The organism is Paraburkholderia sp. RL17-381-BIF-C (assembly GCF_046026435.1).
Lineage (GTDB): Bacteria > Pseudomonadota > Gammaproteobacteria > Burkholderiales > Burkholderiaceae > Paraburkholderia.
Genome location: NZ_JARESX010000079.1, coordinates 1 through 13923, shown reverse-complemented (window position 1 = coordinate 13923; position 13923 = coordinate 1). Strand labels below are relative to the sequence as shown.

14 protein-coding genes are annotated in these 13923 nt (G+C 63.7%); 5 read left to right on the top strand and 9 right to left on the bottom strand.

Translation table 11 applies throughout. The features are described 5' to 3' along the window. Positions 1 to 59: 59 nt before the first annotated feature. Positions 60 to 920 carry an IclR family transcriptional regulator gene (locus tag P0D70_RS30990; protein ID WP_408187286.1) on the top strand — a complete coding sequence of 287 codons (861 nt, stop codon included), beginning with the start codon at positions 60 to 62 and terminating at the stop codon, positions 918 to 920. Between the two features lie 105 nt (positions 921 to 1025). Here P0D70_RS30990 and P0D70_RS30985 read toward each other — a convergent pair whose 3' ends face one another. Further along, positions 1026 to 2798: an FAD-dependent oxidoreductase gene (locus tag P0D70_RS30985; protein WP_408187285.1), complete on the bottom strand. Its 1773-nt coding sequence runs from the start codon at positions 2796 to 2798 to the stop codon at positions 1026 to 1028. Between the two features lie 115 nt (positions 2799 to 2913). Between P0D70_RS30985 and P0D70_RS30980 the strand changes: the two genes are divergently transcribed. From P0D70_RS30980 to P0D70_RS30970, 3 genes are all read left to right on the top strand, one after another. Further along, complete coding sequence (locus P0D70_RS30980) at positions 2914 to 3810, top strand: NAD-dependent epimerase/dehydratase family protein (RefSeq protein ID WP_408187284.1); 897 nt, start codon at positions 2914 to 2916, stop codon at positions 3808 to 3810. A 218-nt stretch (positions 3811 to 4028) separates the two neighbouring features. Beyond that, positions 4029 to 4904, top strand: coding sequence for a VOC family protein (locus P0D70_RS30975; protein WP_408187283.1), 876 nt, complete (start codon positions 4029 to 4031; stop codon positions 4902 to 4904). Between the two features lie 314 nt (positions 4905 to 5218). Further along, on the top strand, positions 5219 to 6133 hold the full coding sequence (locus P0D70_RS30970; protein WP_408187282.1) for a LysR family transcriptional regulator: 915 nt from the start codon (positions 5219 to 5221) through the stop codon (positions 6131 to 6133). A gap of 10 nt (positions 6134 to 6143) precedes the next feature. Here P0D70_RS30970 and mdcH read toward each other — a convergent pair whose 3' ends face one another. The 8 genes from mdcH to mdcA all read right to left on the bottom strand — a co-directional run bounded on the left by mdcH (position 6144) and on the right by mdcA (position 12952). Further along, on the bottom strand, positions 6144 to 7076 hold the full coding sequence (gene mdcH, locus P0D70_RS30965; protein WP_408187281.1) for a malonate decarboxylase subunit epsilon: 933 nt from the start codon (positions 7074 to 7076) through the stop codon (positions 6144 to 6146). A 54-nt stretch (positions 7077 to 7130) separates the two neighbouring features. Next, the gene (gene madM / locus P0D70_RS30960) at positions 7131 to 7898 is read right to left on the bottom strand and encodes a malonate transporter subunit MadM (protein WP_408187280.1); all 768 of its coding nucleotides are present in this window, start codon (positions 7896 to 7898) and stop codon (positions 7131 to 7133) included. A 14-nt stretch (positions 7899 to 7912) separates the two neighbouring features. Continuing rightward, positions 7913 to 8308: a malonate transporter subunit MadL gene (gene madL, locus P0D70_RS30955; protein ID WP_408187279.1), complete on the bottom strand. Its 396-nt coding sequence runs from the start codon at positions 8306 to 8308 to the stop codon at positions 7913 to 7915. A gap of 94 nt (positions 8309 to 8402) precedes the next feature. Continuing rightward, on the bottom strand, positions 8403 to 9218 hold the full coding sequence (gene mdcE, locus P0D70_RS30950; protein ID WP_408187278.1) for a biotin-independent malonate decarboxylase subunit gamma: 816 nt from the start codon (positions 9216 to 9218) through the stop codon (positions 8403 to 8405). Beyond that, positions 9215 to 10066: a biotin-independent malonate decarboxylase subunit beta gene (locus P0D70_RS30945; RefSeq protein ID WP_408187277.1), complete on the bottom strand. Its 852-nt coding sequence runs from the start codon at positions 10064 to 10066 to the stop codon at positions 9215 to 9217. The genes mdcE and P0D70_RS30945 overlap by 4 nt, the downstream gene beginning before the upstream one ends. Before the next feature lie 5 nt (positions 10067 to 10071). Next, positions 10072 to 10380, bottom strand: coding sequence for a malonate decarboxylase subunit delta (locus tag P0D70_RS30940; protein WP_408187276.1), 309 nt, complete (start codon positions 10378 to 10380; stop codon positions 10072 to 10074). A gap of 8 nt (positions 10381 to 10388) precedes the next feature. Then, the gene (locus P0D70_RS30935; protein WP_408187275.1) at positions 10389 to 11291 is read right to left on the bottom strand and encodes a triphosphoribosyl-dephospho-CoA synthase; all 903 of its coding nucleotides are present in this window, start codon (positions 11289 to 11291) and stop codon (positions 10389 to 10391) included. After that, positions 11291 to 12952: a malonate decarboxylase subunit alpha gene (gene mdcA / locus P0D70_RS30930; protein WP_408187274.1), complete on the bottom strand. Its 1662-nt coding sequence runs from the start codon at positions 12950 to 12952 to the stop codon at positions 11291 to 11293. Before mdcA ends, P0D70_RS30935 begins: the two co-directional genes overlap by 1 nt. Before the next feature lie 359 nt (positions 12953 to 13311). On the opposite strand from mdcA, the gene P0D70_RS30925 reads away from it, so the two are divergent. Then, positions 13312 to 13923 (top strand): phosphatase PAP2 family protein (locus P0D70_RS30925; RefSeq protein ID WP_408187273.1); only part of this gene is annotated, 612 nt, incomplete at its 3' end.

Genomic DNA, 13923 nt, shown 5'->3' with positions numbered 1-13923 from the left:
AGTTCCGGTGTGGAATCGTGTTCTCATTCGGTATCTAAGTCGAATTGAGAGTGCAATCCATGGCTGGGAATCTTGAGCGGGCATTGGCCATCATCGAACTGCTCGCGAAACAGGGCGGCAGTTTGCAACTGGCCGCGATCGCCGACACGCTGAATATCCCGCGCAGCGGCACGCATCGCTTGCTGGCCGAGCTCACCGAGGAAGGGTATGTGCGGCAGGACGAGCACGGCGAGTATGTGCTGGCGCTCAAGCTGGTCTCGCTTGCATTGATGTGGCTGTCCACCGGGGGTGTGCTCGATATTTCGCAGCCCGTGCTCGACCGGCTGGCGTCGGCCTCGGGCGAACTCGCGCGGCTCGGTGTGGTCGAGGACGATCACATTACGTTTGTCGGCAAAGCGCAGGGCGCTCGCTCCGGTCTTCGCTATGACCCGGACATGGGCAGTCAGCCGCCCCTTCACTGCACTGCGAGCGGGCAGGCGTGGCTGTCGAGCATGAGCGACGAAGAGGCGCTCGAGCTGGTTTCGCGCCAGGGAGGAATTGGCAAGGCGGGGCAGACCGGGCCGAGAGCGCCGAAGTCGATCCAGCAGTTTCTTCAGGATCTGGCCGGCGCGCGCAAACGCGGCTATGGCGTCGCAAGCGATACGTATGAAGTCGGCATGACCTCGATGGCAGCGGTGATCCGCCATCCAGTGACGGGCCTCGTCGTCGGCGTGGTGAGTCTGGCGGGACCGACGAGCCGGTTGCCGGATGCGCGGCTCAAGGAGCTTGCGCCTGCGTTGCTCGAAGCGGCATCGGATATGGGAGCGGCCACGCTCAGTTCGCCGTATTTCAAGCGCAGCCTGAAAGTGGTGCCCGTTGCTGCGGCGAGCGATGTGCGGCCCGTCGTGGCCAAGCGCAAAGGACGGCCTCGGGCGGCGTGACCGTGCGCGGAGCCGGGCGGGGCGCCCGGCTCGCGGCATGTTCATGTCGGTGAGCCAAGAGGGCGCTCACCAAAAGTCTTCCTGTTTACAGATTCACCAACGGTTTCACACAGTCGCGCGCGGCGGCGGCGCGATTGCGTCGGACTGCTTCAGCGCAACCGAACCCGACGCGGCGCGTGCCGCATGCTTTGCGACTCGCCAGCCAAATACGATCGCGGGTCCGAGCGTGGTCCCAGGGCCGGGGTAGGTGCCGCGAAATATCGAGGCGAGGTCGTTGCCGCATGCGTAGAGGCCAGGAATGATATGGCCGTCGTTGTCGAGTACCTGGCCGTTGGCGTTGCCGGCCAGACCCGCGCTGCAGGCCAGATCGGCAGGCCAGACCGTCACCGCGTAGTACGGCCCCGGGCCGATCGGGCGAATGCACGGATTCGGCGTTTGGGCGGCATCTCCATTGAAACGGTTCATCGGGCTCGAGCCGCGGTGAAACGCGGGATCCAGACCCTGCGCCGCGTCGCGGTTGTAGATGCTGACGGTGCGCTCGAGTCCCGCCGCGTCGACCCCTAGCTTTCCAGCGAGTTCGGCCAGCGTGCCGCCCTTGATCAGATAGCCCGCCTTCTCAAAACTGGCGATACGATTGTGGCTTCGCTCGCGCATGAGCAGCCCGAGACCGTAGTCGCGAATGAAGGCGGCATCCACGACCAGGTGGGCAGGCGCGCTTTGAGCGTTGCCCGCGCTGCGCAGCATGCCCATGACGAAGTCGTGATACGAGTCCGACTCGTTGACGAATCGTTCGCCGAGCTTGTTCACCGCGATCAGTCCTGGTTTCGCCCGATCGAGAATGATGTGCGGCCAGATACTGTCCTGTCCGTCGCGTGAGCGCAAAATCGAGCAGGGCATCCAGAGGCCGGGACTGTCGTGCCCATCATTGAGCTGCGCGTTGATCTTGAGCGCACTGCCTACGCCGTCGCCGGTATGCGTGTCGGGTGAAAGCGATAAGGGTTGGGCGCCGGCGGGGAACAGTTGCTTGCGCAGAACCGGATGGCGGGTAATGCCGCCGGTAGCAAGCACCACGCCGCGACGCGCGCGAATACGCTTACGGCCAGCGCCTTTCTGTTCGACCACGGCGCCGGTGACTTCGCCTTGCTCGATCACCAGTTCGATCAACGGTGTTTCGAAGCGGACTTCCACTTTCTGTTTGCGCAAGCTGTAGAAGAGCCGTGCGGCCAGCGCATTGCCCATGACAAGCTGCGTGCCGCGTGGATAGCGCAGCCTGTCCATCACGTAGCGGCCCACCACCGCCAGCGTGCGCGAGAAGTTCTTCCTGGAGGCGAGCGGCGCGAGCAGCGCGTCGAGATCGGTGCGCGCCACCATCATGCCGCCGAGACCCATGAACTCTTTGCGTGGCGGTCTCACACGGACGAATTCGTCGCCGAGCAGGCGTCCGTCGAACGCGACCGGCGCGAGCGCGCGCCCACCGAAGGCCGCGCCGGGCCCCGTCACGTAATCCGGGTGCGCGGTCGCGGCGACGAATTTCACCTCGCTGATGCGCTGGAGTTCGTCGATCGCTATCGGCCCGCTTTCCAGAAACGCCTCACGCGCTTCGTCGCCGCCGCGATCGCCGACCACCGACGCGAGAAAACGCCGCGCGTCGTCGACGCTGTCGGGCACGCCCGCGCTCGCGCTCAATTGCGTGCCTGGCACCCAAGTCGTGCCGCCCGAGGTGGACGTGATTCCGCCGACGGCGTCTGTCTTTTCACACACGAGAACCTTGATGCCTTCGTGATGCGCGACCAGCGCGGCGGTCATGCCGCCTGCGCCGGCACCGAAGACCAGCAGGTCAACTTCCTCGTCCCATTGTGTTTGCCTTGCTTCGTTCATGCCTCGTGTGTCTCCGTCTGCTTTGTGCAGAAATGTGTAGAACAAGTTTTGTTAATGGAATAGTATTCCAAAAAACTCGAAAATCAAATATTTCCCTGCAGAGGAGGAGCGAGCGATGCGGATATTGGTGACGGGCGGGAGCGGTTTTCTTGCTGCATGGATCATGCGCCGTCTACTGGCGCGCGGTGTTGGCGTGCGGGCGTTCGACCTGCGCCGCGATGCGCGCTTGCTGGGCGAGCTCGCGCCCGATCAGGCAGGTGAAGTCGAATGGATGACGGGCGACATTGCTGTCGCGGGCGACGTGACCCACGCGCTGGAGGGGTGCGATGGTGTCATTCATCTGGCAGGTGTGCTCACGCCCAGTTGCGCGAGCGACCCCGTACGCGGCGCGCAAATCAATCTGATCGGTACGCTGAACGTTTTCAACGCCGCGCGCGCGGTGGGTGTGCGCAGCGTGCTTTATGCCAGCAGCGCAGGCGTTTTCGGCCCCGACGACGGCGCGTTGCCCCATCCCGAAACGCACTACGGCGCGTTCAAGCTGGCCTGCGAAGGCTCGGCGCGAGCGTATTGGAACGACTGCGGCCTCGCCAGCATTGGCTTCCGGCCACTCGTTGTGTATGGTGCGGGACGGGAAACCGGCTCGAGTGCGGGCCCGAGTCTCGCGTGCCGCGCGGCGGCTCGCGGCGAGGCGTACACGATTCCGTTCACGGGATCGACCGGCCTCGTATTTGCCGACGATATCGCCGCAGCGTACGAAGCTGCACTCTTCGCGCCGGCGCAAGGGGCACACGTGTTCACCCTCGCAGGGGAGATCGCCGCCGTCGATACGGTGATCGAGCGGCTGTCCGCGTTGGCGCCCGGCGCCCGCCTCGATAGTGCCGGGCCGCCATTGCCCATCGCCACCGAATTCCCGAGCGATCCGGCGCTCGGCCGTCTGCTTCCGGGTTTGCCCGCTACGTCGCTGGAAGACGGGTTGCGACAGACGTTCGCTTTCTACCGCTCGCGGCGATAGGTTGGGCTCCGCTTGTTCTTGCGCTGATCGGTTGGTTCATTTGGGGCTCGTGTGAATCAGCGCAGTGGCTTTGCGGAGCGGGGCATCGTATATTTTGATTCTTGGGGATCGCAGGCGCATTGAATTGCGCGAAGACGGTCGTGCGACAAAGAACGTCGCATGAGCCCCCTAGTCAAGGATTGATGCATCCTAAACCATGGAGCTTCGAAGGCAATCAGATGGAACGTTTCGATTACGCACGCGAAGACACGGGCAATCTGGTCCTGCTCGAACATGTCAACCTCACGATACCGGACCAGCGCCTTGCGACTGCTTTCTATGTCAGCGGACTTGGACTCACCCGCGATCCCTTCTTGATGACCGGCGTAAGCAATATGTGGATCAACATCGGTCGTTCTCAGATTCACTTGCCGCACGGCGCCGCACAACGCCTGCGTGGGCGGGTCGGTTTGATCGTGGGCACGCGGCAGTCGTTGATCGAACGATTGCGCGCAGTTCAGTCAGTGCTTGAAGGGACTAGCTTTGGATGGAGCGAGCGGGCCGACTGCATAGAGGTCACCTGCCCATGGGGAAACCGGTACGACTGCCTTGATCCGCCCGCGTACCCAGCGCGCGCGCCGTGGTCGGGCATCGATCTCGGCATCGCTTATGTGCGACTCGATGTGCCCATCGGTTGTGCGGCGCCGATTGCGGGGTTCTATCGTGAGTTGCTCGATGCGTCCGTCGACGTGCGCGATCACAATGGTTCGCAGCAGGCGGTGATCGCGGTCGGCACGCATCAGCAACTTATCTACGCGGAAACACCTGATGCAAGCCCGGACTATGACGGGCACCACCTCCAGATCTATGCGGCCCAATTCTCCGAACCGTATGCACGGCTCGCAGCGCGCGGGCTGGCCTATGGCGAAGAGCCTCATCAATATCGCTTCGCCGATCTCATCGATCTCGCGAGCGGTGCGCATTGCTTCAGGCTCGAACATGAGGTTCGCAGTTTGCGGCATCCGCTCTATGCGCGACCGCTCGTGAACCGGAATCCGGAGCAGAGTAACCGGGACTATCGTATGGGTGGAGACGTGCGCAGCGGCGCGTTCTAGGCGGGCCTCGCAACTGCGCCGATTCGGGGCCTTCATTCAGCCCGCCGGTTCGCTATGTAGTGTTGCTTGGCCCGTACAACGGCGCGAGGCATTCTAGCGCCAGGCCTCTGAATGAGGAGGCTCTGCACCCCACCAGGCGATTGCGCAGCCCTCGAGTGGGCAGAATGACGTTCGCATCTCCGCGACAGGCGGCATGATCCGACGATCGCCGCCTGTTCCGTGCCCGTTCGTCGCGAAGCATGCGGGGTTATCGCTATTTGTCGAGCGGGCTCACGCGTCGATAATCGACAATTATGACCATGCCGTGAATCGAGATGCGCGACCGAATTGACGACGAGATCACCTTTCGCAAGCTGGAAGTCCTGCTCGCATTTATGGAGACGGGAAACCTCTCGAAGGCGGCAGAGGCGCTGAACGTGAGCACGGTGAGCGTGCATCGCGCGCTGCATTCGCTCGAACAGGGCGTGCGATGCGCGCTGTTCAGGCATGAAGGCCGCAATCTCAAGTCGACGGAGGCGGCGCAAATGCTCGCCGATGTGGCGCAAGAGGTGCTCACGCTGATGTCCGATGGTATTCGCGCGACGCGTGAAGCCGCCGGCTATTCATCGGATCGGCTAAAGATCGGCTCGCTTTACTCGCTGACCATCAGGACTGTGCCCGGCATCGTCATCGACATCAAGGTGCGCCGGCCTACGCTTCAGGTCGAACTCGCGCTCGGGTCGAATGCCGAGTTGCTCGACAAGCTGAAGCAAGGCGCGGTCGATGCGGCGTTGATGGCCTTGCCGGATGCCGAACCCGAAGTCGAATCCATCCCGCTGTTCGAAGACGACATTTTTTTCGCGGCGCCCGCTGGGTCGCCGTACGCGCATCAGGAAGCCGTCGATTTGCGGGACTGCCGCGATGAAACATTCGTTTCGCTCGGCGAGGGGTTCGTGACGTATCACGGATTTCTGGAGGCCTTCCGCGTCGCGGACTTCACTCCGAACGTGACGATGCGAGTCGGCGATATTTTTTCGCTGATGAACCTCGTGAGCGGCGGGGTCGGCTATACGCTATTGCCGGGCCGCGTGCGCGGCGTGTTCGGTGACAAGGTGCAATTCATTCCTCTCAAGCCGCAATACCTGATGCGCCAGACGATCGGTGTCAGCTTTCTGCGCGCCCGTGAGCGCGATCCGAACCTGCTGGCGCTCATGGCCGTCTGCCGTCTTCGTACGAGAAGCGTCGGCTGAGGTTGTCGCCTCATTCGCTCAGCCTTTCCCGTTCGATCAACGCGCTCAGGTCCGGTAGCGCGGTCTCGCTGCAACTCACGGCGATGCCCTCCGTGAAGATCGCGCTGCTCAAGCGGGTCAGCACGTTAGCAGGCGGCATCTCGACGGCCAGACGCGCGCCTCGTTCCCACGCAAGCCTCACCGTGTCATGCCAGCGCACCTGCCGCGCCATATTGGTTGCCAGATCCGACGCGATGCGTGGCCCGTCGAAGAGCGGGCGCGCCATGCTGCTGCTCAGATAGACGATCCCGGGCGCACGCATGGCGACCTGGCCGAAGGCGTCGGCGAGCGCGGCCGCGGGTGCGTCGAGCAATGCGCAATGCGAAGGCACCGCTACGTCCAGACGCTCGCAACGTTGCGCTCCGCATTTGAGCGCCAGCGTGGCGAGACGTTGCATGGCCGCATCGCTGCCCGCCACCACCATCTGCGTCTGTGCGTTGATGTTTGCCAGAAAGACCGGCATGGCGGCACTGTTCACTTCCGTGATCAAGCGTTCGAGCGCGCGCTGCGTCATGCCCACGATGGCAGTCATCCCATATCCGTGCGGGAAGGCTCGTTCCATCAACCGTCCGCGCAACGAGACGAGCCTGACAGCGTCGGCGTAGTCGAGCGCGCCGGCGATGACGGCGGCTGGATACGCGCCGATCGACAGACCGGTGACGATATCGGGCGCCTGACCGTGAGCGCAGACTACCCGTGCCTGTGCGACGCCTGCAATCAGCAGGCACAGTTGAACCGCGATAGTGGAGCGCAACGCGTTCGAATCGTCCAGCGACAGGGCGTCGTAGCCCAGCGAATCGCTGGCCTCTTCGAGCGCATGAGCGGCCTCGGGGTGATCCGGCAGCGTGTGCAGCATACCGGTGCGCTGGGCACCCTGGCCCGGAAACGTGAACAGTACGCTCATGATGCGGGTGACATGGTCTGCTCCTTCACGCGGCGCAGGCGGAGATCGCCGCACTCAAGCGCCGACCAGCGCTTTGGTCGCGAAGTAGAGCAGGGACGGTCCGAGCAGGCAGCCGACGCCTGTGTGAAACGTGGCGATCAGCGCGCCGTAGGGAACGAGGCGGCGATCCGTAGCGGCCAGTCCCGCGCTCACGCCGCTGACCGTGCCGGCGAGCCCGCCGAAGATCATTGCCGAGCGCGGTGTCTTCAGTCCCATGAAGCCGGCGGCGAGCGGCGTGCCGATCATCACGATGATCGCCTTGATCAGCCCCGTTGCGATGCTGAGTGCAATCACGTCGGAGCTTGCTCCGATGGCCGCGCCGGTCACCGGCCCTACGATATACGTGACGGCGCCCGCGCCGATGGTCGTCATGCTTACGGCGTCGGTGTAGCCGAATGCATGAGCGATGCTCGCGCCGACGATGAACGGCAGCACGGTGCCGAGCAGCAGCGACACCACGCCGATGAGTCCTGCCTTGCGGGCTTCCGTTGCCTGCACCTCGAACGCGGTCGCGACAATGGCGAAATCACGCAGCATCGCGCCGCCCATCAGGCCGACGCCGGTGAAGAGAGGAAGGTCGGCGAGTCCTTTTTGTCCGCCCGTGAGGATGCCGCCGAAATAAGCCAGTACGAGGCCAATCACGATAGCAATGGCCGAGCCGTGCACGCGTCCAAATGTCAGCTTGCGCGAAATCAGCGACGACACCCACATGATGAGCCCCACCAGCGCGAACGAAGCGACGAGGCCGTTCTGGATCAATACTTTATCGAGCATATGCAACATGGTGGACCCCTGCTTCAGATTTCTTCGAGATGCGGCGCGTTCACGAACGACGTGCTGTCGCGACCGGTGCGGGAAAGAACGGCAATGCAGCAGGCACAGACGGCGGCGGCGCCCAACGCCGAAAGCAGCGCGACTGGGCCGCCCTTGAGCGCGGCCACGACGTTCTGATTGGCGGCCATTGCCACGACGACGGGGATGTACATGGCGCCCCAGAAGCCCACGCCCGCTTCCGTTTCCTTCGGCAGCAGGCCCTTCTTGTGCAGATAGAGGCGCAGGAAGATCAGCAGCAACATGGCGATGCCAACGCCGCCGACATTCGTTTTCACGCCGATCGCGACCCCGAGCAGGTCGCCGAGAAAAAGTCCCGCCAGATGGCAGAACGCCAGCAGTGCAGTGCCGTAGATAATCATGTCGTGTCTCCAGTATTTGCTTTATCGGCTTGGGGTCCGCCGGGTTGGTATGTGCCGTGAGCCACGGCGCATCAGGGCTCGCGTCGCGGCGAGTTCAGTGCCATTGTTCGCGCAGCTTCTGCCTCACTTGCACCGACGCCGCGCGGTGCTCGCTGCCGAGCCGGCTGCCCAGACCGCGCGACGGGTCGGCGCGAATATCGTCGAACGCGGCATGCAGCGCCTTTTCGACGATGGATTGATCGGCGCCGGTCGGCGCATCGGGGTTGGTCACCTTCAACAGCTTCCACAGCAAGCCGAGCGACGCATAGCTGTCGATGTCGTAGGCCATCGGCGGGACGCGGGCCGTGAACGCTTCGAGATCGGCGACCGAGCGCAACGTGACGCGTGCGGCGGATTCCTTGCCCATCGCATGGACCATGACCTGCGGATCGGCGAGCGCGATGAGGCGATTGGCCTGATAGCCGTGCGCCAGAAAAGCGCCCGACATTGCCCGGCCGACGATCAGCCCGATCACCGGATGGCCGGCAAGGCGCGCGCTTGCGTATGCGTCGGCGGCACCGGCCAGGGCCTGATGGATGCCGTAGGCTTCCTCGCGCCGTCCATAGGCCTGACTTGCGACGTCGATCACCGCGACGATCGCGCGCTTCTCGCGGCGTTCGGCATCGGCATCGACAACTTCGCGCACCGCTCGCGCGATTTCCCATCCTTCGACGAGACCGACCTCGCCGCTGCGTGCGCGCGCGAACGGATTGTCCGGGTCCGGCACGACAGCAACGAAACGCGCCGGGTCTTCGCCGAGCCGTGCGTCGACGACCCGCACCGAAGGCGGGTAGCCTGGCCGCAATGGTGCACTGTAGGTGAGCGCATCCAGCCAGACGGCGCCGCGCTTCGAAAGCTCTTTTGTGCTCATGACTGGAACCCCTTGCCATAGAGGGCGGCCGCCGCTTCCGGGCTGGCCTGCTCGTCCGGATTGATTTCGGAGAGCCGTTGCAGAAAGCCCGTGACCTGTTCGCTGCGACATGCGTGCGGACGTCCTGCGCGAAAGCGTGCAATCACAGCGGCGCGGATCGCATCGGTATCGTCGCCGACGTATACATCCACGAGCCCTGTGCGATATCGCTGTTCACCCCCCGTGAAGCTCCAGATCATCGGCCGGTCGCGCGAATCAAACTCCGCGATGCCCGCTTCCTGCTCGATCACGGCAGGTCCGTTCAGGCCGAGGCGCGCTTCACGCGTCGCGATCAGGCAACTGCAAAGACCCGCGGCGATCGACATGCCTCCGTAGCATCCGATCGGCCCCGCCGTGATCCCGATCACCGGCTGATAGCGCCGCAAATCGACGATCCCCGCATGGATCTCGGCGATGGCCGCGAGCCCGAGGTTGGCCTCCTGCAAGCGCACGCCGCCCGTTTCGAAAAGAATCACGGCACGCGTCGGAATGCCGTTGCGGTTGTCTTCCGCCGCGAGTTCGAGGCTGCCGGCGATTTTCGCCGCGGACACCTCGCCCATGCTGCCGCCCTGAAATCCTGCGTCGATGCCCAGCACGACGGCGGGCTGGCCGTCGATCGTTCCTTTTGCGACGACGGTGCCGTCGTCAGCCTGAGTCACGATGCCCTGACGCGCGAGCCATGGCGACCTGATGCGCTGGAACGGGTCGAGCAATTCAGTGAACGTGCCTTCGTCGAGCAACTTCTTCGCGCGCTCGCGCGCACTCAGTTCAATGAAGCTTTCGCGCTCGAGCATTTCTTCTGTATTCATGGTCTTTACGCTCCGCCTGTCCGGGTCAGCTCTTCGAATACCTGTCCGATCCGCATGCGCACGACGCCTGGCGTCGCACCAAAATCATTGATCTCGAGCCTCGCCGCTGGCAGCGAGCCGTCGCGAAAGATGCGCGTGAGCACGGCTTCCCAGACGCGGCCCATGCCGTCCACCGAAGTAGTGATGTTCACCACGGTGCGAGGGGCGTCGTGCGCTTCGAGCAGCACTTCGAGATCGCCCGACGCGACTACGCCGGCGAGCGCTCGGCCCCGGGCGGCCCGGCCCGCCGGGAATTCAAGGACGATGTTTTCCATTTGGTTTCCTATGCTTTCGTCGTGTGACGCGCTTCGCTCTGAAGCCTGTCTAGAAATAGGGCGGCGGCAAGCAGATCGGCTGCGCCGCCGGGCGAGACATGGCGTTCGACGAGCCGTGCGTCGAGCATCTTCAGATGACGGCGGCCCGCGAGCGTCGCGGCGCCGCCGTGCTCCAGCACTCGCCGCGCGCCGCTTTGCGTCTCGGCGAGCGCGCCGCGGCCGCCGCGCGCGAGCACGCAGGTGTCGTCGAGACATGACATGACCGCGAGCAGGGCGTTCAGCCGGGCGGCTGTTTCGCTCTCGCCGCGCAGGCGTGAGCGCGCAAGTTCGGGCAGCGCCACCTCGACCACGTGCGGAAAGTCCGCATGCGCCTGCCCCCGCGCGCCGCCGACGTTGTAATCGATGCAGGCCTGCTCGCCTTTATGACCGGTCAGCGCGGGCGTGTGGCGGTCGGGCAGGCGCGCGATCGATCCGGCGCGCGCGGCCACACGATCGCACGACAGGTCGGCCGGTTCGCGCGCGGCGGCCGTCACCAGCAGTCCGAGCGCCCAAATCGCGCCGCGATGCGTGTTCACGCCATTCGTCGCCGTCAGCATGCGCGCTTCACCTTCGCGGCCGAGTGCGCCGATCCGCTCGCGAAGCGCCAGCATGGGCCGGGTTTCGGTGCCCGCGCGCGCCATGTCGGTGAAGATCGGCTCCAACGTCCGGGCCGAGACGCACATCAGGTGCCAGTCGAGATCGTGATGCGCGCCGCGGCTGCGCGGATCGACGAGTCCAGGCTTCGGCGCGAGCGTGACTTCGTCGATCAGCGCTGCTGTGACGTGCGCGCCTAGACGTTTGGCGAACCAGTCAGACGCTTTGGCTTGCGGTTCGCGAACCGTCGCGAGAGCCGTTGCAAGGTTCTCGCGCATCACCAGCTCCGAAAGCGTGCAGGCGGCTCGTACAGACCGTCCGACCAGTCGACGAGATCGGCCATGCTCTTCGCCGCCAGCAGCGACCGGTTCGCTTCGCTGCGGTGAATGCCGAGATCTTCGGGCAGCGCGACAAAGCCGTCACGCCGCAGCGCCGCGAGCTTGTCGGGGCTGCTCGTCAGGCCGACGGGCGTGACGCCGGAAACCGCGGCGATCATCTCCTTGCGGTGTTCGAGCGAGCGGGCCTTGTAGAGATAGGCGATGCCTTCTTCCGTCAGCGCGTGGGTGACGTCGTCGCCATAGATCATGATGGGCGCGAGCGGCATGCCCGACTCGCGGCCCACGTCGACTGCGTCGAGCGATTCGACGATGCTTGGCTGGCCGCCTGCCTGAAAGGTTTCGACTGTCTGCACGACGAGCTTGCGCCCGCGTTCGAGCGGGCTGTCGGTCTGCAGCAGATCGAGCCATGCGGGTGTCGCATGGCGCCGGCCGTGCGGATCGTGCCCCATGTTCGGTGCGCCGCCGAAGCCGGCGAGGCGGCCATGCGTCACCGTCGACGAGTTGCCCGCGCCGTCCATCTGCAACGTCGAACCGATGAACATGTCGACCGCGTACTGTCCCGCGAGTTGGCACATCGCACGGTTGGAGCGCATCGAACCGTCGCGGCCCGTGAAAAAGATGTCCGGCCGTTGCGCGACGTAGGCGTCCATACCCAACTCGCCGCCAAAGCAATGCACGCTTTCGACCCAGCCGGTTTCGATCGCGGGGATCAGGGTGGGATGCGGATTCAGCGTCCAGTGGCGGCAGATCTTGCCCTTGAGGCCGAGCTTTTCACCGTACGTCGGCAGAATGAGTTCGATCGCCGCCGTGTTGAAGCCGATACCGTGGTTGAGTGACTGCACCTGGTGCCGCTCGTAAATGCCGCGAATCGCCATCATCGCCATCAGCACGTGAATCGGCGTGATGAGACGCGGATCGCGAGTGAAGAGCGGTTCGATGAAGAACGGCTTATCCGCCTCGACCACGAAGTCGATCCACGAACCGGGGATATCCACGCGCGGCAGGTCTTTCGGGGCATCGACGATTTCATTGACCTGCGCGATCACGATGCCGTCGCGAAACGCGGCGGCTTCGACGAGCGCGGGCGTGTCTTCGGTGCTGGAGCCAGTGTATAGATTGCCTTGCCGATCCGCCTTATAGCCGGCCACCAGTACGACGTTCGGTGTCAGATCGACATAGAGCCGCCCATAGAGTTCGATGTAGGTGTGGATCGCGCCGATTTCGAGGATGCCATCCTGCAGGAACTGCGAGATACGCAGGCTTTGCGCGCCGGCAAATGCGAAGTCGAGCTTTTTCGCAATGCCGCGCTCGAAGAGATCGAGATGTTCGGCGCGGCTCACGCTCGGGATGATCAGGTGCAGACCGTTGACGATGCCCGAATCGACCTTGGCAAGCGAGCGTGACAGAAAGTCGGCCTGTTTCTGGTTATTACCCTCGACGACGACGCGATCACCGGGCGCGATAAGCCTCTGCAGGACGTCGACGATACGATCGGTGGGGAGGATGACGCCATCCGCAATCGAGGCGACGCTCGCGAGGCGGCGATGCTTTTCCTCGCGGCGCGTGGCCCAGCGGGATTGATGCGCACTTTGACTGGACATGTGTGATCTCGCTCTAGACATGAAGCGAGTCTAGGGAGCGGGACATGGCGGTTCAATCACCTTGGGGACGCGTCTGTTATCCCGAGGGTAACGATCTTGTAGGGCGAATGCTGAAACCGTGACTGGACGGGCTGTTGAGGGACGCCTCGTTGCTCTGGGGGTTCCCCCTGGGTGGGCTTCCCGGAAACAGATACCTCAACCGGCCGGACCTTGGTGCAGATACCGTCTTGGCAATCAAGCGTTCACGGGGTCGAGATTGCACCGTAAAAGTTGTCAGTGGAAGTAAGCGCCAAATAATGCAGCGCATCTTATGGCCTATGCTAACCCCGATGCGACTGGCTAAACTTTCTTACGAAATAATGAACAGCTTCGATTCATCTGTTGAAACATATCTGTCCAACTTACACTTCGGTCATTTCGCGACCCAATCCATAGAAGTCATCGCCGACCTTTACACTTTCAAAGGCCTCGTCCTCATTCCCGTGCTGTGGTGGATGTGGTTTCAGCAGGACGAGCGCCGCGAATGGCGGCGAGAAATGGTGATCGCGACGCTTCTCAGTAGCGTCATGGCGCTCTTCGTCGGAAGGCTGCTGACTCACTGGTTGCCGTTCAGGGTGCGCCCTATCTATAGCGACGAACTGCATCTGCACTTTGCAGGTAGCGCTCTCAATGACGCACGGCTGACAAGTTGGAGTTCCTTCCCGAGCGATCACGCGATGCTATGGATGGCGGTCGCCACCGGTATCTTCCTCGTGTGGCGGGGTATCGGTGTGCTGGCGCTTTCCTATACCGTGCTGTTCATTTGCGTTCCGCGCGCCTACCTGGGCTTTCACTACCCAACCGATTTGCTGGTGGGCGCCGCCTTCGGAATCGGCATTACCTATGTCGTGACGCGAGATGCGATCCGCGTGCGCTACGCGACTCCTGCGCTGCGATGGATCGAACGCTACCCGGGGCCCTCAGCGATGCTC